23 protein-coding genes and 1 pseudogene are annotated in these 25,719 nt (G+C 45.2%); 16 read left to right on the plus strand and 8 right to left on the minus strand.

Annotation, left to right across the window (positions count from 1 at the left end; translation table 11 throughout):
• The first annotated feature begins 25 nt into the window (after positions 1–25).
• The 3 genes from RBH91_RS05910 to RBH91_RS05920 are packed head-to-tail and all read left to right on the plus strand — an operon-like array spanning position 26 to position 2,745.
• Entirely contained in the window at positions 26–766 is a 741-nt protein-coding gene (locus tag RBH91_RS05910) for an ABC transporter ATP-binding protein (protein ID WP_148956154.1), read from the plus strand.
• Positions 759–1,982 (plus strand): ABC transporter permease, encoded by a 1,224-nt coding sequence (locus tag RBH91_RS05915; RefSeq protein WP_307893796.1) that lies wholly within the window; start codon positions 759–761, stop codon positions 1,980–1,982. Before RBH91_RS05910 ends, RBH91_RS05915 begins: the two co-directional genes overlap by 8 nt.
• A 52-nt stretch (positions 1,983–2,034) precedes the next feature.
• Positions 2,035–2,745 (plus strand): EcsC family protein, encoded by a 711-nt coding sequence (locus RBH91_RS05920; RefSeq protein WP_307893797.1) that lies wholly within the window; start codon positions 2,035–2,037, stop codon positions 2,743–2,745.
• A 62-nt stretch (positions 2,746–2,807) separates the two neighbouring features.
• Here the strand turns inward: RBH91_RS05920 and RBH91_RS05925 are convergent.
• The 3 genes and pseudogenes from RBH91_RS05925 to RBH91_RS05935 form a co-directional block, all read right to left on the minus strand.
• Positions 2,808–3,969, minus strand: a pseudogene (locus RBH91_RS05925) (M20 family metallopeptidase).
• A gap of 140 nt (positions 3,970–4,109) precedes the next feature.
• The gene (locus RBH91_RS05930) at positions 4,110–5,492 is read right to left on the minus strand and encodes a hypothetical protein (RefSeq protein ID WP_307893798.1); all 1,383 of its coding nucleotides are present in this window, start codon (positions 5,490–5,492) and stop codon (positions 4,110–4,112) included.
• Between the two features lie 105 nt (positions 5,493–5,597).
• Entirely contained in the window at positions 5,598–6,101 is a 504-nt protein-coding gene (locus RBH91_RS05935; protein ID WP_148956149.1) for an antibiotic biosynthesis monooxygenase family protein, read from the minus strand.
• A 131-nt stretch (positions 6,102–6,232) separates the two neighbouring features.
• On the opposite strand from RBH91_RS05935, the gene RBH91_RS05940 reads away from it, so the two are divergent.
• The 6 genes from RBH91_RS05940 to RBH91_RS05965 all read left to right on the plus strand — a co-directional run bounded on the left by RBH91_RS05940 (position 6,233) and on the right by RBH91_RS05965 (position 15,002).
• Positions 6,233–8,371: a transglycosylase domain-containing protein gene (locus RBH91_RS05940; protein ID WP_307893799.1), complete on the plus strand. Its 2,139-nt coding sequence runs from the start codon at positions 6,233–6,235 to the stop codon at positions 8,369–8,371.
• Between the two features lie 125 nt (positions 8,372–8,496).
• Entirely contained in the window at positions 8,497–9,558 is a 1,062-nt protein-coding gene (hemE, locus tag RBH91_RS05945; RefSeq protein ID WP_307893800.1) for a uroporphyrinogen decarboxylase, read from the plus strand.
• 73 nt (positions 9,559–9,631) lie between these two features.
• On the plus strand, positions 9,632–10,573 hold the full coding sequence (gene hemH, locus RBH91_RS05950) for a ferrochelatase (protein ID WP_307893801.1): 942 nt from the start codon (positions 9,632–9,634) through the stop codon (positions 10,571–10,573).
• A gap of 16 nt (positions 10,574–10,589) precedes the next feature.
• Complete coding sequence (gene hemY / locus RBH91_RS05955) at positions 10,590–12,008, plus strand: protoporphyrinogen oxidase (RefSeq protein ID WP_307893802.1); 1,419 nt, start codon at positions 10,590–10,592, stop codon at positions 12,006–12,008.
• Between the two features lie 188 nt (positions 12,009–12,196).
• Positions 12,197–12,769, plus strand: coding sequence for a TetR/AcrR family transcriptional regulator (locus RBH91_RS05960; RefSeq protein ID WP_076761698.1), 573 nt, complete (start codon positions 12,197–12,199; stop codon positions 12,767–12,769).
• A gap of 70 nt (positions 12,770–12,839) precedes the next feature.
• A complete protein-coding gene (locus RBH91_RS05965) occupies positions 12,840–15,002 on the plus strand; it encodes a YhgE/Pip family protein (RefSeq protein ID WP_307893803.1) in 2,163 nt (720 codons plus the stop codon).
• 668 nt (positions 15,003–15,670) lie between these two features.
• Here the strand turns inward: RBH91_RS05965 and RBH91_RS05970 are convergent.
• Positions 15,671–16,666, minus strand: coding sequence for a ketoacyl-ACP synthase III (locus RBH91_RS05970; protein ID WP_307893804.1), 996 nt, complete (start codon positions 16,664–16,666; stop codon positions 15,671–15,673).
• Positions 16,667–16,771: 105 nt separating this feature from the next.
• On the opposite strand from RBH91_RS05970, the gene RBH91_RS05975 reads away from it, so the two are divergent.
• Positions 16,772–17,812, plus strand: coding sequence for a M42 family metallopeptidase (locus RBH91_RS05975; RefSeq protein ID WP_307893805.1), 1,041 nt, complete (start codon positions 16,772–16,774; stop codon positions 17,810–17,812).
• Positions 17,813–17,894: 82 nt separating this feature from the next.
• On the opposite strand, the gene RBH91_RS05980 is transcribed toward RBH91_RS05975, so the two are convergent.
• From RBH91_RS05980 to yhfH, 3 genes are all read right to left on the minus strand, one after another.
• The gene (locus tag RBH91_RS05980) at positions 17,895–18,074 is read right to left on the minus strand and encodes a hypothetical protein (RefSeq protein WP_307893806.1); all 180 of its coding nucleotides are present in this window, start codon (positions 18,072–18,074) and stop codon (positions 17,895–17,897) included.
• Positions 18,075–18,225: 151 nt separating this feature from the next.
• On the minus strand, positions 18,226–19,512 hold the full coding sequence (locus tag RBH91_RS05985; protein WP_307893807.1) for a glutamate/proton symporter GltT: 1,287 nt from the start codon (positions 19,510–19,512) through the stop codon (positions 18,226–18,228).
• Positions 19,513–19,825: 313 nt separating this feature from the next.
• The gene (yhfH, locus tag RBH91_RS05990; RefSeq protein ID WP_076761704.1) at positions 19,826–19,960 is read right to left on the minus strand and encodes a protein YhfH; all 135 of its coding nucleotides are present in this window, start codon (positions 19,958–19,960) and stop codon (positions 19,826–19,828) included.
• A 157-nt stretch (positions 19,961–20,117) separates the two neighbouring features.
• Between yhfH and RBH91_RS05995 the strand changes: the two genes are divergently transcribed.
• The 3 genes from RBH91_RS05995 to RBH91_RS06005 all read left to right on the plus strand — a co-directional run bounded on the left by RBH91_RS05995 (position 20,118) and on the right by RBH91_RS06005 (position 23,591).
• A complete protein-coding gene (locus RBH91_RS05995) occupies positions 20,118–20,852 on the plus strand; it encodes an MBL fold metallo-hydrolase (protein WP_307893808.1) in 735 nt (244 codons plus the stop codon).
• 15 nt (positions 20,853–20,867) lie between these two features.
• Positions 20,868–21,857, plus strand: a complete 990-nt coding sequence (locus RBH91_RS06000; RefSeq protein WP_307893809.1) for a lipoate--protein ligase — start codon at positions 20,868–20,870, stop codon at positions 21,855–21,857.
• Positions 21,858–22,049: 192 nt separating this feature from the next.
• The gene (locus tag RBH91_RS06005; RefSeq protein WP_076761707.1) at positions 22,050–23,591 is read left to right on the plus strand and encodes a fatty acid--CoA ligase family protein; all 1,542 of its coding nucleotides are present in this window, start codon (positions 22,050–22,052) and stop codon (positions 23,589–23,591) included.
• Between the two features lie 19 nt (positions 23,592–23,610).
• On the opposite strand, the gene RBH91_RS06010 is transcribed toward RBH91_RS06005, so the two are convergent.
• Positions 23,611–24,039 (minus strand): YhfM domain-containing protein, encoded by a 429-nt coding sequence (locus tag RBH91_RS06010; RefSeq protein ID WP_307893810.1) that lies wholly within the window; start codon positions 24,037–24,039, stop codon positions 23,611–23,613.
• A 95-nt stretch (positions 24,040–24,134) separates the two neighbouring features.
• Between RBH91_RS06010 and RBH91_RS06015 the strand changes: the two genes are divergently transcribed.
• Genes RBH91_RS06015 through RBH91_RS06025 form a run of 3 tightly spaced genes read left to right on the plus strand, consistent with a single transcriptional unit; the run spans position 24,135 to position 25,718 of the window.
• Entirely contained in the window at positions 24,135–24,686 is a 552-nt protein-coding gene (locus tag RBH91_RS06015) for a helix-turn-helix domain-containing protein (RefSeq protein WP_307893811.1), read from the plus strand.
• Positions 24,687–24,697: 11 nt separating this feature from the next.
• Positions 24,698–25,414 carry an AzlC family ABC transporter permease gene (locus RBH91_RS06020; protein WP_076761710.1) on the plus strand — a complete coding sequence of 239 codons (717 nt, stop codon included), beginning with the start codon at positions 24,698–24,700 and terminating at the stop codon, positions 25,412–25,414.
• Positions 25,407–25,718 (plus strand): AzlD domain-containing protein, encoded by a 312-nt coding sequence (locus RBH91_RS06025; RefSeq protein ID WP_076761711.1) that lies wholly within the window; start codon positions 25,407–25,409, stop codon positions 25,716–25,718. The genes RBH91_RS06020 and RBH91_RS06025 overlap by 8 nt, the downstream gene beginning before the upstream one ends.
• The last annotated feature ends 1 nt before the right edge of the window (position 25,719 follow it).

Genomic DNA, 25,719 nt, shown 5'->3' on the forward strand with positions numbered 1-25,719 from the left:
AAAAATGCAGGAAAGGAACGAACGTATGTCACTACTGACCGTTAAAGATCTGACTGGAGGATATACAAGAAACCCGGTGCTGCGCGATGTTTCATTTGCGATTGAACGGGAGCAGATCGTCGGATTGATCGGCTTGAACGGAGCCGGGAAAAGTACGACGATTCGCCATATTATCGGACTGATGGAGCCGCACAAAGGATCTGTTGAGCTGAACGGCAAGACGTTCATGGAAGATCCGGAAAGCTACCGTTCCCAATTCACGTTTATCCCGGAAACACCGATTTTATATGAGGAACTCACGCTGAAGGAGCATTTGGAATTGACCGCGATGGCCTATGGTTTATCGAAAGATACGTTTGAAAAAAGGCTGCCTCCGCTGTTAAAGGAGTTTAGGATGGAGAAGCGCCTCAAGTGGTTCCCGGCTCATTTTTCAAAAGGAATGAAGCAGAAGGTCATGATTATGTGCGCTTTTTTGGTGGAGCCTGACCTCTACATTATTGACGAGCCTTTTCTCGGCCTTGATCCGCTGGCGATCAACGCTTTGCTTGAACGGATGAATGAAGCGAAGAAAAACGGGGCGGCCGTTTTGATGTCAACGCATATTTTAGCAACCGCAGAGCGGTATTGTGATGCATTTATTATTCTACATAATGGCGAAGTGCGTGCAAAAGGGACGCTTGAAGAGCTCAGAGAACAGTTTTCGATGAAAGAGGCGACCCTTGATGATCTGTATCTTGAACTGACGAAGGAAGAGAGCTATGAATAGCATTCAAGGGATCTGGAAGACAAGAATCGAGGAGTATATAAAAGAAACAAGATCCTATTTGAAATATATGCTGAATGATCATCTCGTCATCGTCATGATTTTTTTCCTGGCAGGGGCTGCGAGCTGGTACAGCAAATGGCTGAAAGAGATGCCGGAAGGATTTCCGGCCTACTGGCTGATGTCCGTCCTGTTTTCGTTTATTTTGACGGGCTCCTATGTCAGAACGTTGATCAAAGAAGCCGATCTTGTGTTTTTATTGCCTCTTGAAGCAAAAATGAAGCCTTATCTTAACCAGGCCTTCCGGTTCAGTTTGATCACGCAGCTGTTTCCGCTGATTGCTGTGATGCTCGCTTTAACGCCGCTGTATTTCGAGGTGAGCGGCAAGACATTATCGGCTTATTTGATGTTATTCATTCAGCTGTTTGTATTAAAAGTCTGGAATATGGCGATGCAATGGAGGATGACATTTTTCGGCGAAAAAAACATGCGGATCATGGATCAGGTTGTCCGCCTTTTTCTCAATACGATCGTCATCTACTTTGTTTTGCAGGCGTCCTATGGCTTTGCCATCGCGGTTTATGCGATCATGGCCGCCCTGCTCGTGTATTTTACAGTGGTTGATAAGAAAAAGTCTTTTAAATGGGAGCTGCATATCGAAGATGAAATCAAGAGAAAACAGCGGTTCTACAGGCTTGCTAACTTATTTACGGATGTCCCTCATCTGAGGAAACAGGCGAAAAGAAGAGCATATCTTGACTGGATGCTCAGCCCCATCCCGTATGATCAGCGCCGGACATTTGCGTACATGTATGGCAGGGCATTCATCAGATCGAACGATTATTTCGGGATCGTCATCAGACTGACCGTGATTTTCGCACTCATCATTGTTTATTTTTCGACTATTGAGTGGGTGTCTGCACTGCTGATCGTCTTTACCGTATTTATTACCGGCATTCAGCTGACACCGCTGTTTGATCATTTTTCCCACTTGTCTTTGCAGGAGCTCTATCCCGTCAGACAGGAAGAAAGACGAAAGAGTTTCTTCCGGCTCCTCCACATCGTTTTGAGCATTCAGGCGCTCCTTTTAGCCGCCGCTGCCGGCGTCAAGATGCACTGGACCGGGGCGCTTTTCGGTTTGGCCGGTTCTGCGCTCTTGATATTTGTCGTGATGAAGCCTTATTTCAGCAGCAGACTGAAGAAAAATGCGCGCAGATAAATGAATCCTTTTCTTTTGTCATCAGTATGAATAAAGAAGAGGTGAAAGGCACATGAATGAAAACCAGCTGTATTTAGATGAAGCCTGCCGCTGGAAAATAAAGTTTCTGCGAAAGCCATCAATGGCCGAGCGGATGTCAAAAGGCGTCCAGGCAAAGATTAATGCACGCATTCCCGACAAAGTGCACAAGGCCGTCACAGAAAGCATTAAAAAGATGGTCGAAGCGACACTGCTAGGTTCAAATTTGACGACTCCCCAAAAGGAGACGGGGGCGCTTTCGTTAAGGGAAAAAGACCAATTGGCGCAAAAGACGATTGCCCAATATCAAAAGGCTGCCGCTGTGGAAGGAGTCGGAACAGGTGCTGGCGGGGTTGTTCTCGGATTGGCGGATTTTCCGCTGCTGCTCGGCATTAAAATGAAATGCCTGTTTGAATTGGCATCCATTTACGGCTATGATGTCAAGGAGAAGGAAGAGCGAATGTTTCTCTTGTATATTTTTCAGCTTGCATTTTCTGGTGAAGCGCATCGAAAAGAGATTTTCCGCATCATTGAAAATTGGGAAGCTGAAAAATGCGACATTGATTGGCAGGCATTTCAGCAGGAATACCGGGATTATCTTGATCTCGTTAAATTGTTTCAGCTTGTTCCTGGCTTCGGGGCAATTATCGGAGGCACGGCCAATTATAAGCTGCTGGGCCATCTAGGGGAAACGGCGAGACATGTCTTTCATTTGAGATACATTAAAGAGACAGCCGGATTTTGATCATCCGGCTGTCTTTTGTTCTTCAAAAATGATGAAAACCGGCCATTTTTTCAACTGAGATGCTAAATTTCCGCTGATGCGGCAGACATTTTTCCCTGTTGTTGATAAGTGATTGCGGCATTGACCATCACCTTGGCGGAAATCAGCATCGCTTTTTCATTGATATCAAATTTCGGATGGTGGTGCGGATAGACATTTTCGGGATTTTCAGGGCTAGCACCTGTAAAGAAAAAGGTGCCTTTGACATGCTGGAGGTAATAGGCAAAATCTTCTCCGGCCCATTTGCAATTCGCTTTCCGTTACCTTTTGGACGCCTTCCGTCTTTTTGGCGATCTCGGAGAGAAAGGCTGTTTCTTGCGGATGATTGCAGACGGCCGGATAGCCCCTTTCATATAAATAGTCAAAAGAGGCGTCATGCATGCTGCAAATACCCTTCACAACTTCTTCAATCTCTTTTTCAATAAGGGTGCGGATGTCCTCGCTGAAGGATCGTGCCGTTCCAATTAAAACGGCTTTATCGGCAATCACATTAAAAGAGTTTTCCGCGAGAAAAGAGCCTGTTGAGATGACGGCCGGCTGTGTCGGATCAAGCCTGCGGCTGACAATGTTTTGAAGGGCGGTAACAATCTGTGAACCGATCAGGACGGCATCCTTTGTTTTATGGGGCTGTGCGCCATGGCCGCCTTTACCGTTAATCGTAATCGTAAAGCGGTCAGAAGCTGCCATCATCGGGCCTGTTCGGTATTGAACGGTTCCAAGCGGCTCTGTGGCCCACAAGTGGGTGCCAAAAATGACGTCGACTCCATCGAGACAGCCGTCTTCAATCATCGGTTTGGCTCCGCCCGGCGAATATTCTTCAGCATGCTGATGGATCATCACAATCTTTCCCTTTAAACCGTCCGCATGCTGGTTCAAAATTTTTGCGAGAACGAGCAGTGCCGCGGTGTGGCCGTCATGGCCGCACGCATGCATGACTCCGGGAACCGTAGACCTGTAAGGCGCTTCTTTTTCATCCTGAATGGGCAGAGCATCGAAGTCGGCTCTTAGCGCAATGACAGGACCCGGCTGCCCGCCTTCAATGTACGCAAGGACACCGCCCCCTCCGACATTTGTGCGAGTCGGAATGCCAAGCGCTTTATAATAAGAAGCGATAAACGCGGCTGTTTTCTTTTCCTGAAAAGAGAGCTCTGGATGCTGATGGAAATGGCGCCTCAATTTGACCATTTCATCGTAGTGCCTGTCGAGCTGCTGATCGATCGTTTGCTTTAATGCGGCTGCACTCAAAAATATTCCTCCTTTTAGGAATGGTGAGTTTTTATAATTTTATGACAGTTTAAGCCCCTGTTCAACCTTGCTGCCAAGTTTTATAAAAGAAATATCGCAGCAATTGTCGTGACGGTCAGCCCGACAGCGACAGGGATAAAATTTTTTCTTGCCAGTTCAAACGGATCGACTTGACAAATGGCTGCCACAGGGATGATTGCCCAAGGAACAAGCGTCCCTCCGCCGACCCAGATTGCAGAAATTTGGCCGAGGGCTGTCAGAACAGCAGGATTTCCGTCAATCGCCGCGGCAAACATGCTGGCAGCAGAACCGGCGAGAGAGATGCCGGAAAATCCTGAACCGTCAAGTCCTGTTACTGCACCGGCAAATGTTAGCGCAATAGCTGAGATTTCCGGAGACAGGGGAACGGAATGGGCAAAAGACAAGCCGAGATCATGAACGATCCTGTTGGAGAACCCTGGAATATCGGCTGTTATCACTTTCTCAAAACCTGCGTCGCCAAGGTAGAAAAAAGCGGCAATCGGAATGACGGGAGCAAACACTTTAAAACCGAATTGAAATCCATGAATGAAATAATCGGTGATTTTCTCAAGGCATCGATGCTTGTAGACGATAAAATGGATAAGCATGAGCACGAAAACAGCAGTTCCGCCGACAAGCGCAGTCGCTTCATCCCCCTGCAGACCCATCATAAACATCAAGACAATATCGCTTATGAAAATGACCGGTACAATGAATGCAAGCCATGTTCTCGCTGCCGGACCAAGAAGCCATTCCGGTTCGTCTTTCTGCAGGCCGCCGCTTTCAATACGTGTATAAGAAGCGGAACGCTCCTTTTTCAACATGAAAAAAGCTGTCAGTGTAGTCACAAATCCCATGATCAGAACGAGCGGAATACTGGCGGCCATCACTTCTGTGACCGGAACCCCGGCGGCATCTCCGGTCAACTTCGGCGCTGCCTGAATGATGAAATCGCCTGACAGGGCAAAACCGTGGCCGAACAGGTTCATCGCCGCCGCTGTGGCCATTGGTGAAAGACCGGCTTTAAGAGCAGCGGGCAGAAGCACGGCTCCAACGAGAGCAACAGCCGGAGATGGCCAAAAAAAGGATGAGATGATAAACATTAACGCTCCGGTGATCCAATAGGCCAGCACAGGCCCTTTTATCCACTTGGCAATGGGTGTGATCATCGTTTCATTAATGCCCGTTTTTGTTAAAAGCTCACTCATTGAAACGATAAAGCAAATGATGAAAATGGTCGGGAGGAGTTCGCGGGCGGCGTAAATTAAACTGTTAAATACGCCGATGACAGAGGCGCTTACGGAATGGGTTGCCAATAAGGAAATGAAAAAAACCCCTGCAAGCGATATAAATGTTGTATCGAGACGAAGAAGCATAAACATGAGAATCGCCACAATAAAGCCCAAATACAAAAAATGAACGGATGTTAGTTCGAAATCCAATGCTCATTCCCCCGTTATCCTGAACCTTATACAGCTTATTCTTGGGCTGCAAGATTGTGAAGGAGGGTCATTTCCTCGGAAATAAAAAAACTGCCGATCAGGCAGTTATTCGACAGAATGGTATGATGAAATATAGGAGGGCCTTGAAAAGATTGTTCCGCCTTTGTTGATTCCTGCTGAAGATTGCTGTTTTTTGTGAGCTTCGTTGAAGGATTTTGAGTTTTTCCAATCCTGAAAGGCCTGTTCGGTCTCCCACAGTGATAATACGATATATGTGTCGCTGTCTTGCGGTCTGAGTACTCGCAGCGCTTTAAAGCCGGGCTGATTTTCAATTTTTCCGGCCCGGTTTTTAAAACGGGTTTCAAACAGAGGCCTGCCTTCAGGTGTTACAGGGATATTGTTGAGGACGAGAAAGCCGGGCTGTTCCAATTCTCCGGACTGATCGATGACGTCGTAGCGGTGAGGAGCCTGAAAAACGCTCTCTCCGTCCGTTTCGTGAAAAAGAAGCGCAGATTCGTAGCTTTTCATAAACAGCATGTTTTCAAGACCGTTTTTTTCAGCAATCTTTTTTAAAAAATCGACTGTTCCGTGTGTCATATAAAAATTCATTTTACCCACCCCTTTTTTGATAGTATAACAAAAGGTTGATTTAAAATTCTATCGAGGAAATGAATAAATGCGCAAACATAATTTGAAGAAAAAATTCCCATACTAGCTATAGAAAGGAATGAGGTGAATATATGAGAAAGAGATTTTTCATTCCAATCATCATAACAGCGGCCATTTTCCTTTTATCTTTAATTGGTTATATAACGATTTTATTTCTGGGGGACTATGTGATTGATGAAAAGAAACTGATTTTCCATGCGTCTTCAAAGATCGTCGACCAAAATGGAGAAGAAGTCGCAAGCCTCTATACTGAAAACAGAAGCCCGGTGTCAATCGGTGAAGTGCCGGACGAAGTAAAACATGCGTTTATTGCAGTTGAGGACAAACGCTTTTATGAGCATCACGGCATCGATTTCAAATCGGTGAGCCGTGCGATTTACAAAGATATATTAGCCGGAGGCAAAGTCGAAGGGGGAAGCACGATTACCCAGCAGCTTGCTAAAAATACCTTTTTGACCAATGACAAAACATTTTTAAGGAAAACAAAAGAAGTCATTATTGCTATTAATTTAGAGCGTGACTACAGCAAGGACAAGCTGCTTGAAATGTACTTAAACCAGCTTTATTTCGGACACGGTGTTTACGGGATTCAGGCTGCCGCAAATTATTACTTTAATAAAGATGCAAAAGATTTAAATGTAAGCGAAGGTGCGGTACTCGCTTCGATTCCCAAGGCGCCGTCTACTTATTCACCCATTCTCAACCCGGAAAAAAGCAGAGAGCGGCGCAACGTCGTACTCAGTATGATGAATGAGCAAGGATACATCAGTTCAAAAGAAACGGTCAGGGCACAAGGAAGCACTTTGGGCCTTCATGTAAAAGAAAAGTCAAAAAATCCTTGGATTGACAGCTATATTGACCTTGTGATGAAAGAGGCGGAAGATCGTTATTCCATTTCAAGCGAACAGCTTCTGCAAGGCGGATACACCATCAGTGTTCCCCTTGATGTCTCGATTCAAAAAGCCGCCTACACACTGATGAAAGAGGATGCCTACTTTCCAGGAACTGATCAAAAAGCCGAAGGCAGCGCCGTTTTTATCGACAATAAGACAGGAGGTGTAGTCGCGGCTCTCGGAGGAAGGGATTATCTTCCAAAAAGCTATAACAGAGCGACTGCTGCGCGCCAGCCGGGATCAACTTTCAAACCGCTTGCCGTCTACGGACCCGCCCTTGAGGAAAAGCTTTTTAAGCCTTACTCCCTGCTTGAAGATAAACAGCTCTCATATGGCGGCTATGCTCCTAAAAATTATGACGGGCAATATGAAGGAAAGGTATCGATGGTCGATGCGTTGACTGACAGCAAAAATGCGCCTGCCGTATGGACGCTGAATGAAATCGGTATTGAAACCGCGAAGCCTTATGTAAGCCGTTTGGGCATGAACATACCTGATGAAGGCCTTGCTTTAGCACTCGGCGGCCTCGAAGAAGGAGTGTCGCCGCTTCAACTTGCCGGTGCGTATCGGACGTTTGCAAACTCAGGAAAATTTGATAAGCCATACTTTATTACAAAAATCACGGATGAAAGCGGGAATGTATTATACCGCCATGAAGATAAACCAGAGAAGGTATTTAGTAAACAGACCGCTTGGAATATGACACGCATGCTTCAAGAGGTTGTCAAAAGCGGTACTGGAAAAGCCGGTGAGTTTTCCGGAGAGATAGCCGGAAAAACAGGCTCCACTACGTTTACCGGAAAAGAGGGCGGTACAAAGGACGCATGGTTTGCCGGGTATACTCCCGGAGTGACAGGAGCGGTCTGGATGGGCTACGATAAAACAGATGAAGCCCACTATTTAAAAGGCGGAAGCTCTTATCCGACGAGGCTGTTTAAAGACATTTTAAAGCGCTCCAAACAAAAAACGGATACATTCAAAAAGCCGGAAGGCGTAAAGGATCTGGACAGGCCGATCCACCTTGAAGACTTGGAAAGCGCTGAGGCAGACTATTCCTTTACACCTATGGGACTGATTACGGTGTCATTAAAATGGCATGAGCAAGAGGATAAAAGAGCCGAATACCGAATATATGAAAAGAAAAACGGAAAAGAGGCACTGATAAAAACTGTTACAGGAAAAGGGAGCTATGAGATTCCGTATGCAAATATCTTTTCCGACGTTTCATACAGAATTGTTCCATACAATCCGCAGACAAAAACAGAGGGGAAAGGGACCGATTTTATCAAGCCGAAAATATTCCCTTCGGGTCATTAGAAACTCGAAATTCATCAATTTTTTGAACAATAAGTCTCATGAGTATACCGCACATCAAAAAAACGGTATATTTGAAGGAGTAATTTTGCGAACGTATGGTTGCAGCTTGAAAGGTGGAAATCAGAGTGAAAAACGACAAGGCTTTTAATGACACATTTTTAAAAGCGTGCCGCGGAGAAAAGACCGATCATGTACCGGTATGGTACATGAGGCAGGCCGGCAGATCGCAGCCTGAATACCGGGCGCTTAAAGAAAAATACGGACTATTTGACATTACGCATCAGCCTGAACTGTGCGCTTATGTGACAAGACTGCCTGTTGAACAGTACGGGGTCGATGCGGCGATTCTTTATAAGGACATTATGACACCGCTTCCAGGAATTGGCGTCGATGTCAAGATTAAAAACGGAATCGGCCCGGTTATCGATCATCCGATTGCGTCGGCATCAGATGTTGAAAAGCTTGGTGAACTTGAGCCGGAAAAACATATTCCATATGTGCTGGAGACGATTAAGCTATTGACCGAGGAGCAGCTGAACGTTCCGCTGATCGGTTTTACCGGAGCCCCGTTCACATTGGCAAGCTATATGATAGAGGGCGGCCCGTCTAAAAACTACAATAAAACAAAAGCGTTTATGTACAGCCAGCCTGAAGCATGGTTCAAGCTGATGAAAAAACTGGGCGGCATGGCGGCCGTTTATGTGAAAGCCCAAATCCGCGCGGGCGCAAAAGCCATTCAAGTGTTTGATTCATGGGTCGGAGCATTGGACGCCAATGATTACCGCCGCTACATCAAACCGACAATGGACGTTCTCTTTGAAGAGCTCAAAACTGAAGGTGTACCGCTGATTATGTTCGGTGTGGGCGCGAGCCATCTTGCCCGCGACTGGCATGACCTTTCACTCGACGTCGTCGGCCTTGACTGGCGGATGAGCATACAGGAAGCAAGGGATAAAGGACTGACCAAAACCCTTCAGGGAAATCTGGATCCATCGATACTGCTTGCGCCATGGGACATCATCGAGGCTAGAACAAAAGACATTTTGGATCAAGGAATGCTGACAGACCGGTTTATTTTTAACCTCGGCCACGGCATCTTCCCTGAGGTCAGCCCTGATACACTGAAAAAATTGACGGCATTTGTTCATGAGTATTCCGCCTCAAAAAAATCGAGCCTGATCCCATGAGCATTTCAGTTGGTCTTTGCAGTTTAAACTGTCAAAATACGAATAGATAAAGATCTTTAAAGAGGTGTTCATGTTGGGTAAAAAGAAAATGGGGCTTCTTGTCATGGCGTACGGAACGCCATATAAGGAAGAAGATATCGAGCGTTATTATACGCACATCAGGAGAGGCAGAAAGCCTGAGCCGGACATGCTTCAGGATTTGCAAGACCGCTATAAGGCGATCGGGGGAATTTCTCCGCTCGCAAAAATCACCGAGGAGCAGACGAAGCAGCTTGAAAAGCGCTTAAATGAGGTTCAGGATGACGTGATCTTTAAAGCTTATATCGGTCTCAAGCATATTGAACCTTTTATTGAAGACGCCGTTCAGGACATGCATAAAGACGGTATAACAGAAGCCGTCAGCATCGTACTTGCGCCCCACTTCTCCACGTTCAGCGTGCAGTCATACAATAAACGGGCGAAAGAGGAAGCTGAAAAGCTGGGCGGCTTAAACATCACATCGATTAACAGCTGGTATGATGAGCCTAAATTCATCACATATTGGGCGGACAAGATCAGAGATACGTATGCCCAAATGCCGTCTGAGGAAAGGGATAACGCCGTCTTGATCGTATCGGCACACAGCCTTCCAGAGAAGATCGTTGAAATGGGAGACCCTTATCCAGATCAGCTCAAAGAATCAGCCAGATTGATTGCTGAAAAAGCGGGTGTTAAAAATTACGCCATAGGCTGGCAAAGCGAAGGCAACACACCCGACCCATGGCTTGGGCCTGACGTTCAGGATTTGACGCGGGACTTATCCGAGCAAAAAGGATACAGCGCTTTTGTTTATGCTCCTGTCGGTTTTGTAGCCGACCACTTGGAAGTCCTGTACGATAATGACTACGAATGCAAAGTCGTGACAGATGATATCGGAGCAAGCTATTACAGACCGGAAATGCCTAATGCAAAACCGCAGTTTATCGATGCTTTGGCAGACGTTGTGCGAAAAGAATTGGAGAAAGAAGAACAGTAAAGAAGGCGATTTTATGATGAGTGGAGAACGTAGGCAGATTGTAATTATCGGCGGCGGTATTACCGGACTGGCCGCCGCCTTCTACTTGGAGAGAGAAATCAAAAAAAACGGTCTCCCGGCTGAAGTGACGCTTGTTGAGGCGAGTCCGAGATTAGGCGGAAAGATTCAGACCGTCCATAAAGACGGCTATGTGATTGAAAGAGGTCCGGACTCATTTTTGGAACGAAAACAAAGCGCTCCTCAGCTTGTCAAGGACCTGGGGTTGGATCATTTGCTTGTGAACAATGCGACAGGTCAGTCTTATGTGCTCGTAAATGAAACGCTCTATCCGATTCCAGAGGGAGCCGTGATGGGGGTGCCGACAGAAATCAGACCTTTTCTGACGACTGGACTGTTTTCCTTTCAGGGAAAATTGCGGGCTGGGATGGATTTGGTGCTTCCTGCAAGCAAGCCTCAGGAAGATCAGTCACTCGGAGAATTTTTCAGGAGACGAGTCGGCGGGGAAGTGGTAGAGAACCTGATTGAACCGCTTTTGTCAGGCATCTATGCCGGTGATATCGACCGTCTCAGTCTGATGTCGACCTTCCCGCAGTTCTATCAAACAGAGCAGAAGCACAGAAGCTTGATTATCGGAATGAAAAAATCGCGCGGCAATGCAAACAGCAACAAACCGGCAAAAAAGAAAGGCCAGTTTCAAACCTTGAAAACCGGATTGCAGACCATTGTTGAAGAACTGGAAAAACAGCTTGAACTGACGAAGGTTTATAAGGGTACAAAGGTTGTGAGCGTTGAACATGCTGGAAACGGGTACAGCATGAAGCTTGACAATGGGAGCGTGCTCGATGCGGACGCCGCCGTGATCACGGCTCCTCATAAAGCCGTTTCTGCGATGTTTCAAGGTGAGGATTGGCTGAACGGCTTGCAGGATATGGTTTCGACATCAGTTGCAAATGTAGCGCTGGGCTTTCCTGAAGAAGCTGTACAGATGGAGCATCAAGGCACAGGCTTCGTCATTTCGAGAAACAGCGACTTTTCCATTACCGCCTGTACATGGACAAATAAAAAATGGCCGAATACAACGCCGAAAGGAAAAGTTTTATTAAGAGCCTATGTCGGAAAAGCCGGGGATGAATCGGTTGTCGAGCAGTCCGACAATGAAATGGTCAAGATCGTACTCGATGATCTAAAACGGATCATGAAAATCGACGGCGAGCCGGAAATGAGCTGTATCACGAGGTGGAATGAAGCGATGCCGCAGTATCATGTCGGCCACAAAAAAAGAATTAACGAAATACGGGAAGGTTTAAAAACATCATATCCCGGGATTTTTGTAACGGGCGCTTCTTTTGAAGGCGTCGGCATCCCGGATTGCATTGATCAAGGCAAACAAGCCGTAAAAGATGTGCTTTCCCACCTATTTGAAAAAGCAGAATAAAAGTAAGCGAAGCTGTCCGAGTGATATCGGCGGCTTTTTTTATTTGCTCTGATTTTAAGCCTACATAATGAATGGTTGTTTATATAAAGATAAATTGAAATGATTGCTTTTTGCATTCAGATGTGTTAAATTACTTTTTGTACTTATTGACCAAAATGTTCAAATAGTCATTTCTGGGGTGAAAAAACATGAGCAAAGATCGGAAAACACTCATTATCGAAGCGGCAAAAAAATCATTCACACAATTTGGGTACAAAGCGACGACGATGGATCTTGTGGCAAAGCTCGCAAATGTCGGAAAGGGCACGATTTACACATTTTTCAAAAATAAAGAAGAATTGTTCGGCGAAATTTTTTCTTCGCTGCTGATTGAAATGAAACAAACGGCTGATCATGCGATCGACCCGGGGCAGCCTTTTCACGAAAATGCCCATCGCGCAATGATGGCCATTTTGGAGTACAGAAAAAAACATCAGCTGACGATTAAAATCTTTCAAGAGGCAACTGAACTGGGCACCCCAGCTGCCCGGGAAGTGATCGAGAAGCTGGAGCGGATGGTGATTAACTACATTAAGAAAAAAATTAAAGAAGCGATTAAAAATGACGATATTAGACCGTGTGATCCTGAGCTGAATGCATTTGTCATCTTTAAGCTATACATTGCACTCATCTTTGATTGGGAAAAACACCATGATCCATTACAGAAAGAAGATATAGCAGAAATGCTGAAAATGTATATTTTAAAAGGATTGTCCCGCTAGATGATCCTTCCTTTTTTAAAGGGGTGCGGCCACATCAAGAGATCGGCCATTTATTAGGAGGCGTATCAACATGAATGTTTTAAAAAACCAGTGGAGAGAACTGATAACCAATAAAAAACTTCTAATATCCGTCATCGGGGTTCTCTTTATTCCGCTGATTTACAGCAGCATTTTTTTGGCGGCATACTGGGACCCTTACGGAAATGTCGACCAGCTCCCTGTAGCGGTCATCAATTCTGACAAGGGAACGACATATGAAGGAAAAGACCTTCACATCGGCGACGATCTTGTCAAAGAACTAAAAGAGAATAAAAAATTCGACTGGCATTTTACAACGAAAGAAAAAGCGCTGAAAGGTTTACAAAATGAGGAATATTATATGGTTGTCGAAATACCTGAAAACTTTTCAAAGGATGCCAGCACAGTATTAGATGAAAAGCCGAAAAAGCTTGACTTGATCTATCATACAAACGCCGGCCGCAACTATGTCGGCGCTCAGATCAGCGACAAGGCGATTGATCAGCTGCAGCATTCGATCGGCTCAGAAATCAGCGAACAGTACGCTGAAGTGATCTTCGATAACTTCGGAAAGATTGCAAAAGGGCTGGGAGAAGCGAGCGAAGGAGCCGGAAAGCTTGATAAAGGCTTAAAGGATGCAAAAGAAGGAAGCGAAAAGATCAAAACGAACCTTGAAAAACTGGCGAAAAGCCAGCTGAAATTTAACAAAGACGGCATGGAGAAGTTTGGCACGGCTTTTAATACGCTAAATGAAAAAATCCATGATCTTGATTCTGCACTCGGACAGTTCCAGGAAAAAAGCGGTCAGCTGTACAGCGGTGCACAGCAGCTTCAGCAAGGTATGCCGCAGCTGGTCTCAGGTTTAGAGCAGCTCAATGACAAAGCCCAGCAAATCAGCAAAATCGAACAATCGATTTCAGATGAGAAGATAGCCCAGCTGGAAACAGCGCTCTCAAATGCCGAGAAGGCGAAAAAAGACATCAGTCAAATTTCAAATAACTTGACACAGCTGGAACAAACTTTGAAAAACCAAAAATCTGAAGTCCAACAAATTATTGAATCAAGCAGCATGTTGACAAAAGAACAAAAAGCGGCCCTTTCAAAACAGATCGAACAGAAGATGGGAGAGGTGAAACTCCCTGAACTGGAGCAGCTGAAAGAGCGGATTCCGGATATGAGCAAACTTCCTGATCTTTCTGTCATCAAACAGCAGCTTCAGGAGCTTAAAAAGTTCCCTTCCCAGGCGAACCAGCTTTATACCGGATCGGTGAAGATCCAAAAAGGACTCGACACCATTACAAACGGGCTTGGGGCTTATAACGAAAAGTTCGCAGAAGCGAGAAGCGGGTCTTCAAAAATTGCCGAAGGCAGCCAGACATTGACAGGCAAGTTTGGCGAACTTCAAAGCTCGTCCAAGAAGATCGAGGATGCTTCTTTCAAATTGGCAGACGCGATGAAATCTTTGGACGATGGTCTTGGCAAGCTTAAAGGCGGCAGCGGGGAGCTTTCCGATAAGCTTTCTGACGCAGCTGATCAGACGGGCGATATCAAAGCCGGAGAAAAGAACTACAATATGTTCTCTGATCCTGTCGATGTCAAAGGCGACAAGATCGATCCGGTTTCCAATTACGGCACGGGATTAACCCCGTACATTTTATCTCTCGGATTATTTGTCGGCGCGCTCATGATCACTGTCGTGTTCGATGTGAAACAGCCTTCAGGCAAACCTGAATCTGCATTCGGCTGGTTCATCAGCAAATTCAGCGTACTTCTGCCGGTCGGCATTCTTCAAGCGGTAATCGCCTGTACGATCATCCTCTGGGGAATCGGGCTTGAAGTGCAAAGCGTTTGGAGATTCTATGTATTCAGCATGATCATGAGCATAACATGTCTTGCGCTCATTCAGTTTTTGGCGGCCGCGATGGGGAATCCGGGCCGGTTCATCGCCGTTATTCTCCTCGTACTTCAGCTTGGAGGAAGCGGCGGAACATTCCCGCTTGCGCTTGTTCCTCATTTCTTCCAAGTCATACATGCCGCACTGCCGATGACCTACAGCATTGCGGGCTACAGAGCTGTGATTTCAAGCGGCGATTACGGATATATGTGGAAGCAGGCCGCTGTGCTCGGCGGTGTTGCTCTCGTCATGATGGCTTTGACGCTGATCTATTTTAAAGTGCTGCTTAGAAAAGGAAAAACTGAGGAGCAGCCTGCTTAAGGGAAAAACATCTTTTCAGCCCGGCTTCGGGTTTGAAAAGATGTTTTTTTATGCCGATAAGTACAGGGATCACACGAGAAGAGCAAAAGACATTCTGTTTATTACGGCTGTCGTGCTTGCCATTTCAATCATCACCGCTTTTTCCCGCTGGCCGTTCTGAATCAGATTTTATTTGTGTTTCTGACAGGCTGTCTGCGGGTTATGCTGAACTTTCAGACTTGTATTGGAAAAAAAACACAAAAGACTGCGCGTTTATAAAAAACATCAGGACCGTCCGGACTGCAGGTTTTACATTTTGTTGATAAACGGCAGGACAGCTGAAGCTGAAAGAGCATTAAACGAAATAGCCAGAACATAAACAGCCGCATATTCAGATTTTTGTCAGACGACCTGGCAGCGCGGCAATTAAAGCAGCCTGATGCAAAACAATATGATGAAGGACTGCTCCAAGTAGAACGACATGAACTGAAGGTGGCAGGGGACATCAGCAAACAGTGCATGAAAGAAGCGCTAAAAAGGCGAAATAGCCGAAGCGAAGGGACTTCAAGATGAAGCCGTCCGCTGCCGGCTGAAGGCTCTGCAAGCGAACAGGGGGCTTCTAGCGGTATATGATGGCGACAATTTGTGAAGGAGGATTGGTTCATAACAACCAATCCTCCTTCTTTGTTTTAGGAAGCCGGAACCTCCCATTTCACGATAAGTCCGGTATATGTAAAACCTCCGCCAAAGCCGTATAGGAGCAAGGTATCCCCTTTTTTCAGCTTGTCGTTTTTGACGGCTTCATCAAGGGCCAGAACAATCGAAGCCGATGATGTATTGCCAAACCATTCAACACTTGTCAGTACTTTTTCGGTTGGAATTCCGGCTTTTTCGCAGATCGACTCGATCATCCTCAGATTTGCGCTGTGCGGAACGAACCAATCGATGTCTTCGAGATTCAAGTCCGCTTGTTTAAGCAGTGTTTTGATTCCGTCGGGAATCGTGCGGACCGCCCATTTGTAAACCTCGCGCCCGTTCTGGACCATCTTTCCTCCGCCTGCTAGCTGTTCACCCTTTAAATCGCTTCTTAAGCCTGTCCTGTACAAGTGTCTGGCACCGTCTCCTTTAGTGCCTTGGACGAACGTGATAAAGCCCGGGGCTGTTTCATCCCGTTCAACAAGCAACGCGCCTGCTCCGTCTCCGAACAATATGCAAGATGTTCGGTCTGTATAGTCCGTTACTTTTGATAATGTTTCACCGCTGATCACGAGGATTTTTCGGTGCAAACCCGAAGTGATCAGCCCGTTAGCCATATGCAGACCGTATGTTAATCCGGCGCATGTTGCATTGACATCCACCGCCCCGACATCAGACCATCCGAAATGCTCCTGAATCTGGCAGGCTGTGCTCGGGAAAGCATAGTCGGCCGTTGTCGTAGAGACGATGATCATGTCGATATCATCAAGTGTGCCTTTATATCTATGCTTCAAATTTTCGACAGCTTTAATGCAAAGATCTGAGGTAAATTCCTGTTCACACGCCAGGCGTCTTTCTTTCATTCCCGTCCGCTGTGTGATCCATTCATCAGAGGTATCAACGATTTTTTCCAAGTCTTCGTTGGTCAGCCGTTTTTCCGGGACATAGGTGCCGATCGCAGATATTCGCGCTTTTGATAAAGTTTTCATGAACTCACTCTCCTTTTTTTATATTATATCACCAAGTATTAGTATCTGGTACTAATTTGTTTTTTTCATGTATACTGGATACATATAAAGATGGGAGGAATGAAGATGTCATCTGTTCAGGAAACGATGAAATTAATCAAAGAGCTGGTCTCGATCCCAAGCCCAACCGGACATACATATGAGATCATAGACTATATCAGCGGGCTTCTAAAGGAAGAGGGAATTGAAACGAGGCTCAATCATAAAGGCGGGCTGATCGCAACCATTCCCGGCCGCGACAACTCGCGCCACCGGATGCTGACGGCGCACGTCGATACACTTGGTGCGATGGTAAAAGAGATTAAATCAGACGGGAGGCTGAAAATTGATTTAATCGGAGGGTTTCATTACAACTCAATTGAAGGCGAATATTGCAGAATTGAAACATCAGCTGGAAAAACATATACAGGTACGATTTTAATGCATCAAACGTCTGTGCACGTTTATAAAGACGCAGGAAAAGCCGAGCGCAGCCAGAAAAACATGGAAGTTCGCATTGATGAGCCTGTCCGGGATGAAAAAGACACCAGGGCGCTTGGCATCAATGTCGGGGATTTTATTTCATTTGATCCGCGGGTTGAGATTACGCCGAGCGGATTTATCAAGTCGCGCCATCTTGATGATAAAGCGAGCGTGGCTCTTTTGCTGCAGCTGATCAGAACAGTCAAAACAGAACAGATTACACTGCCTTACACCACCCATTTTTTAATTTCAAATAATGAAGAAATCGGTTATGGCGGCAATTCAAATATTCCGTCCGAAACAGTGGAATATATGGCTGTTGACATGGGGGCGATTGGAGATGGGCAATCGACGGATGAGTATACGGTATCCATTTGTGTGAAGGATGCAAGCGGCCCATATCATTACGGTCTCAGAAAGCGTCTGGCTGAGATTTGTGAGAAGCACAGGATCGAGTATAAGCTTGATATTTATCCGTACTACGGATCAGACGCTTCCGCAGCAATCAAAGCAGGCCATGATATCGTCCATGGTTTAATCGGCCCCGGAATCGATGCTTCCCACGCATTTGAAAGGACGCATAAGGCATCATTGGAGCATACGGCAAAACTCTTGTATCACTACGTCCAGTCTGAGATGATTTGAATTCGTTAAAAAACTCCCAAGGATCTCGTGATCGCTTGGGAGAAAAAGGTGTGGAAATCATCCTTTAGAATGAAAGTTTTACTTACCAGTAGTCATAATGTTTTTTCTTTTTGCAGTGGTCAAAGTGAAAATCTTTCTTGAAGCAAGGATAATAGTAGTAATAATAATAGTAGTAGTGTTTCTTGCAATCGCGGTCTTTCTTGAAGCAGTGGTCGTAGTCGTAGTCATAGTCTTTTTTGCAATGGTCATCGTAATAATACATTATGCTTCCCTCCAGTTTCTTTCTTAATTTAACTACAGTACATCGTATGTAACTGGAAGGAAGCTGTTTGGACAGGTTTCTTGATTAAATCGTATATTTTTGAAAAAAACGTATGTTTTCCGCCCGGAAACATACGTTTTTCAGTGTGCCGTCAGCTGGACATTTTCATGTCGGCAGGCTCAGTTTTGTTCAGTTCAGCGTGTCCTTTAAATGCATCATATTCACCTTCCCATTTGGACATCACGACAGCTGCAAGGGCGTTTCCGGTTAAGTTGACGACCGTACGCGCCATGTCCATGATCCGGTCGACGCCGGCGATAAAAGCCAGTCCTTCAGGCGGGACGCCAATTGTTCCGAGCGTCGCCAGAAGCACGACAAACGATGTGCCTGGCACCGCAGCCATTCCTTTTGATGTGACCATCAGTACGAGAATTAAGGTAAGCTGCTGGGCAATGGACAGATCGATGCCATAAACCTGCGCCAAAAACAAAGCGGCAATCGCCTGATATAGTACAGAGCCGTCAAGATTAAAGGTATAGCCGATCGGTATGACAAACGAGACGATCCCTTTTGGACAGCCGATTTTCTCCATCTTTTCCATCACGCGGGGCAGAACGGTTTCTGAGCTTGATGTACTGAACGCGAGGAGAAGCTCGTCCTTTAGGTATGCCAAAAATTTAAATATGCTGATGCCGGCCAATTTGGCGACAATGCCAAAGACGACAATCAAGAAAAAAGCCAGTGCAAAATAGACCAATAAAACAAGCTTTCCCAGCGACAGCAATGAAGAAAAACCAAATTTTGAAACCGTTACACCAATTAAAGCAAACACGCCGAACGGTGCAAATTTCATGACAATGTTGACGACATGAAACATGGCCTGAGAAGTTGCTTCAAAAAACGAAAGCACAGGCTTTCCCTTTTCTCCGATTGCTGAAACCCCGAGGGCAAAGAGGACGGTGAAGCAAATAATCGCCAGCAGGTCTCCTTCAGCAAGAGATTGGAAAAAGTTTGTCGGCACAATATGTAAGAAAGTATCTGCGACCGATTTTGTGCTGGCTTCTTTTTCGGTTTGGACATATTGGCTAATATCCGTCTTTTCGGTATCCGAAAAATTAACGCCGTGTCCAGGCTGCAAAATGTTTCCCAAGAGCAGGCCGAGAACAATCGCAAAAGTGGTGATGATCTCAAAATAGAGAATCGTCCGGAAGCCGAGTCTGCCGACTTTTTTGCCGCTTCCAGCTCCGGCAACCCCAACGATTAAGCTTGATACGACAATTGGAATGACAATCATCTTGATGAGTCTCAAGAATAAGTCGCCCACAGGCTGAAGGTATGTTTCAACAGCAGGATTTCCGAACCAAATCGCTCCAGCTGCAACACCTAAAATCAGTCCGAGAAAAATTTGTGTGGCCAATCCGATTTTGAATCTTTTCATAGAGGCCCTCCCAACGAATATTTAATTATACTAGAATATTAAATACGAGATCGTAAATTAAGTATAGCGAAAGAAAAAGAAGCTCGTCCATAAAAAAATAACATCTGAATATATTGAAAATTCAGATATGAGATCATTATACCGGTTTTAAAGCCAAGCTGGTCTGCAAAGCGGAGTCTATTTTTCCTAAGAAACATAGTAAAATGTTATTAAAATAATGAATTTTGACACAAATCTCTCTCTTTATGACTAACTTTGTGACAAAAAAAACACCCCGGGGATCGAATGTCCTCCGGAGTGTATTTTGCCAGGTTTATAGATCTTTCAAATTGAGACACTTAGAACATGTATTTCCATAGCATTCATGCTGTTCATCAATTTCATTGCCGCACTCTGTACATTTTTTGGAAGGTAAATTTCTGAAAAACTCGGTGATCTTAGCCAGCATTTCAATTCCCCCAATTCATTTGTTGATAACATTGTATTATAACAGTATGCAGAAAATCAATGTCTGTTTTATGACAAAACATAAAACATGCAATTTTTAAGAAAAATGGGTATATTGAATAGGGGGACTAAAGCCATAAACATGGGGTGTGAATGATATGAAGATCACTGTAATAGGCTGCTATGGAGGATTTCCGGCTGCGAATGAAGCGACTTCCGGTTATCTCGTACAATCAGGGGATTACTCTGTTTTAATCGATTGCGGCAGTGCGGTTTTATCCAAACTTCAGCAGTTTTTGCCTGTTGAGAAGCTTGATGCCGTTATTTTATCCCATTATCATCACGACCATATCGCAGACATCGGCCCTTTGCAATTTGCCAAACTGGTCGGTTCATTCCTTGGAAAAGGCGTGAATGCGCTTCCGATATATGGACATCCTTTTGATGAAGATCAGTTTTCAAGGCTTACATATAAAACGCATACTGCCGGATACCCGTACGATCCTGGGCAGCCCTTAACAATCGGCCCGTTTACATTCACATTTTTGAAAACGGCGCATCCTGTTGACTGCTTTGCCATGCGGATCACAGACGGTGCACACTCTGTCGTTTATACTGCTGATTCGAGCTTTCAGGAAGCGTTTATCCCTTTTAGCGAAGGGGCGGATCTAGTGATCAGCGAGTGCAATTTTTATGCGGGTCAGGACGGTGCAAAGGCAGGGCATATGAACAGCCTTGAAGCGGGCCGGATCGCGGCGGAAGCCGGAGCAGGGCATCTTCTGCTGACACACCTCCCGCATTTTGGGGAGCATCAGAAACTAATAGAAGAGGCAACAACGGTTTATAACGGCGCTGTTGATCTGGCGCAAACCGGTTTTGTGTGGGGAGACTAGAAGGAGGAAAGAAACATGCTGTTTATCGATAATCAACATATCACAGATCCGAGGATCAACTTGGCAATTGAGGAGTACTGCTTAAAGCATCTTGATCCAGAACAAACATATCTGCTGTTTTATATCAATCAGCCGTCGATCATCATCGGCAAAAATCAAAATACAATCGAAGAAATCAATACAAAGTATGTAGATGAAAACGGGATTATCGTCGTCCGCAGGCTTTCGGGCGGAGGAGCTGTTTATCATGATCTCGGAAACTTGAATTTCAGCTTCATTACAAAGGATGACGGCAACAGTTTTCATAACTTTAAGAAGTTTACAGAGCCTGTTGTCGAGGCTTTAAAGCGGCTTGGTGTGGACGCAGAGCTGAGCGGCCGAAACGATTTGATGGCGAACGGACGTAAAATTTCGGGGAATGCCCAGTTTTCAACGCGAGGCAGAATGTTCAGCCATGGGACGCTTTTATTTGATTCCGAAATTGAACACGTCGTATCCGCATTGAAGGTGAAGAAGGATAAAATCGAGTCAAAGGGTATTAAATCGATTAGAAGCCGTGTTGCCAACATCAGCGAGTTTCTTGATCAGAAGATGACGACCGAGGAATTCCGGAATCTCCTCCTTCGCTACATTTTCGATACAGAGGATGAAATTCCGGAGTACAAGCTGACTGATGAGGATTGGAAAATCATTCATCAAATCTCAAAAGAACGTTATCAAAATTGGGATTGGAACTACGGAAAATCACCAAAATTCAACCTCCAGCATTCAAAACGTTTTGCAGCCGGATCAATCGACATTCGTCTCGAAGTACATAAAGGCGTGATTCATGAATGTAAAGTATACGGCGACTTTTTCGGAGTCGGCGATATCGGGGACATCGAAGAGAAGCTGGCAGGTGTTCAATATGAGAGAAATGCAATCGAAGAAGCCCTTCAAGGTGTTGATATTCAGCATTATTTCGGCAACATTCAAAAAGAAGAATTTTTGGATCTCGTATACTAAAGAAGAGCATGCCCATCGGTTTTTAGAGCTGGGGGCAGCTCTTTTCTTCATTTACTCCCGGTTTTAAATGAAGAGGGATGGAAGATATTTCCCTAGAGCTCTTGAGTGTTTTCTGTTCATTTAATATAATGGGGATAGATTTTGATTATCACAAAATGAATGGTTATTCATTCATTTTTAAGGGGTGGGAGAATGAATTTAGTTTCAAAATTAGGTGAAACAGCTAAATCAAAGCCTGACCGAACCGCTTATATTTTTGGGGAACAGACAGAATCTTACGGGGGATTGCAGCAAAAAATTGATCGTTTTGCCGGGGGATTGCATGAATTAGGGGTTGAAAAAGGGGATCATGTCGCATTGCTTCTCGGCAATACACCGCATTTTCTGATTTCTTTTTATGGAGCATTGAAAGCCGGGGCTGTAGTTATTCCAATTAATCCGACTTATACACCGACAGAGATCGGCTATATGCTGACCAATGGAGATGCAAAAGTCATTGTGGCAGCCGGCCAGCTCCTTCCTTTGTATGAAAAAATGCATGAATCTCTTCCAAAAGTCGAGCATGTTGTGCTTTGTGAGACAGGAGAACCGCTTAAAGAATCAGAAAACATAGAGATCAACATGAAATTGAAATCGTTTTCAAAGATGATGAGATCTTCTGTTCAGTCTTTTCCTGAGCTCAAAGAAGAAGATACGGCCGCGATTCTCTATACATCGGGAACGACTGGAAAACCGAAGGGAGCGATGCTGACACATCAAAATCTTTTTTCAAATGCAAATGACACGGCGCAGTATTTAACGATGAATGAAGCCGATCTTGTCGTTGCCGCTCTGCCGATGTTCCACGTGTTCTGCTTGACGGTCTGCATGAACGCTCCGCTGATGAACGGCGCCGCCATCCTTATCGTGCCGAAGTTCAGTCCGGCAGCCGTTTTTAAGCTCGTTAAAAAGTACAAAGCGACAATCTTCTCCGGTGTTCCAACGATGTATAACTATTTGTACCAGTATGATGAGGCTGATGCAACCGGGTTTGATTCCATCCGGATTTGCATCTCAGGAGGTGCCGCAATGCCTGTCGCCTTATTGAAGAGCTTTGAAGACAAGTTCGATGTTCTCGTATTAGAAGGCTACGGATTGTCTGAAGCATCCCCTGTGTCATGTTTTAATCCGTTCAGCACAGGCCGCAAGCCGGGATCGATCGGCACCAACATTCTCAATGTGAAAAACAAAGTCGTAGATGAACTAGGGGAAGAGCTTCCTCCAGGCCAAGTCGGCGAATTGATCGTCAAGGGTCCGAATGTGATGAAGGGCTACTATAAGATGCCTGAAGAAACGGCCCATACATTGAAAGACGGATGGCTCTATACGGGCGACCTGGCAAGACGGGATGAAGACGGTTATTTCTATATTGTCGACAGAAAAAAAGATATGATCATTGTCGGCGGCTACAATGTGTACCCGAGAGAAATCGAGGAGGTTCTTTATCGGCATCCGGAAGTGGCCGAGGCGGTGGTTATCGGGGTTCCCGATCCCACTAAAGGAGAAGCGGTTCAGTGCTATGTCGTTCCGAAGACAAAGACGCTTACAGAAGATGACGTTTCTTCCCACTGCAAAAAGCACCTTGCCAAATACAAGCGGCCTTCAGCAATCGTTTTTTTGGAGGAAATTCCGAAAAATTCGACCGGGAAAATTTTAAGGCGCGCTTTAAAGGACATGCTTTCGAAGCAATCTTAAACAAAGAAAAGGGACGGGGTTACGTCCCTTTTTGCATTTTTTTAATGAGATCGGCTTTGTCCCGTTGATTGAGATGGAAATAAGTATCATCATCGTTTTGTAAGATCACGGCTTGATCTTTCTCAAGCCAGACGGTGAAAGGGACATGGTGTGTATCGCTCATTTTGATATCTCCGTGATAGTCTGGCTGAGACCGTTCATGAGCTTTATTTTTCTTCATTCTTTTTCCTTTGTTGAACGTATCCAAAATGCCGTCTATGCTCTGCCTCTCTTTGATCCTGATCGCCTTCCCGCTTTTCTCTGCCGGCATAAATGTGATTTCTTCGGCATTTCTTGAATCAAAAGGCTCTGCCATCAGGTTGAATATATAAAAAACGCTGAGTGATAAAATACCGAAAAAAAGCACGATACCCATTATTTTTTTCAGAATGATCACCTCTAGTAGCAAGTTTCTCCGTTTAGAGGTCTTTTCATCCTGAAAAAATATGCTATAATGTTCAATAAATTATACAAATGTTCAATTTATTGTGAGGGGGCTAAAGGATGAATTCCATTGAAAAGCAAGTGGCCGAAAATATCAAAAGGCTTCGAAAAGTCCGCAATTACAGTCTTGATCAACTATCATCGATAACCGGCGTCAGCAAAGGAATGCTCGCGCAAATCGAAAAAGGCGCTTCAAGCCCGACGATTACCACGCTGTGGAAAATCGCCAACGGCCTGCAGGTATCGTTTACTTCATTGGCTGAAAAGCCCGCCGGGGAACCGACAGTCGTCCGAAGGCTCGAGAAAACGCCTGTTATGGCGGGAGAAGACAAATATGCGGCTTTCCCGCATTTCCCATACGATCAGAAAAAAAAGTTTGAAATTTTTTATATTGAACTGCTGCCGGGCTGTATGCATGAGTCTGAACCCCATCACGGCGGAATTGAAGAATACGTGCTCGTCAGCAAAGGAACGATGAAGGTGGCTGCGGGAGACTACAGCTGTGAATTACATGAGGGTGATGCTATGCATTTTACCGCAAATACTGTTCACGCGTATGAAAACGATACGGAACAAGCCGCATCTTGCTATACATTAATTTATTATCCGTAAGAGGTGTCAAAATGGAAAACCAGCGTTCACTTACATTTATTGATGGACTTCGTTCAGGGACTTCGCTTGCAGTCGGCTACATTCCGGTTGCTCTGACGTTCGGGCTTTTGGCAAAAACAACGGGCTTGTCGCTTTTTGAAACGTTTTTAATGAGTGCGCTTGTTTTTGGCGGGGCGTCACAGTACATGTCTTTGAGCATGCTCGCCGTTCAAACGGGAATCATTGAAATTATCATGACGACTTTTATCGTCAATATCAGGCATTTTTTATTTTCTGCCTCTTTGAATCAGTTGGTTGAAAAGGATTCATCCTGGAAAAAAGCGATTTATGCTTTTTTTGCGGTGACGGACGAGTCATTTACAGTCGCTGCTTTAAGAAAAGAAAAATTGACAACGCGATATATGATGGGCCTTGGTTCGATCGGATATGTGAGCTGGGTTTTTTGGAGTGCTGCCGGTCATGCTGCAGGAGCCGCGATGCCCGCCGTCTTGCAGGAAAGCATGAGCATTGCCCTTTACGCAATGTTTATCGGACTTCTTGTCCCGACTATGAAAAAACAGATGAAAGTTCTTTTTTTGGCGGGGGCGGCAGCTTTATTCAATACTATTTTCCAGTTGAACGGCATGCTGTCAGCTGGCTGGTCGATCGTTTGCGCTACGCTCTTTTCGGCTGTCCTGATTGAATGGCTTTATCATTTTAGAACAGAGGGGAAAAGAAAATATGTTTAGTCCCATCATCTGGATGATTCTCGGAATGGCTGCTGTTACATATGTGCCGCGGATGATCCCTTTAGTCGCTTTTGAAAGCCTCAAACTTCCCGGCTTTTTAGAGCGTGTTTTAAAAAACGTGCCTTACGCTGTTCTGGGCGCTTTGATTTTTCCGGGGGTTTTTTTCATTCAAAGCGGCATGCTCTACGGACTTGCCGGCGCTCTTATCGCGTTTTTATTTTCCTATTTAGGGGCGAGCGTCATCATTGTTGTAACAGGAACGATCTTGACGCTTGCGGGAGCGGGTCTCTTGTTCTCATTGTAAG

The organism is Bacillus swezeyi, from assembly GCF_030908325.1.
In the GTDB taxonomy this organism is placed as follows: domain Bacteria; phylum Bacillota; class Bacilli; order Bacillales; family Bacillaceae; genus Bacillus; species Bacillus swezeyi.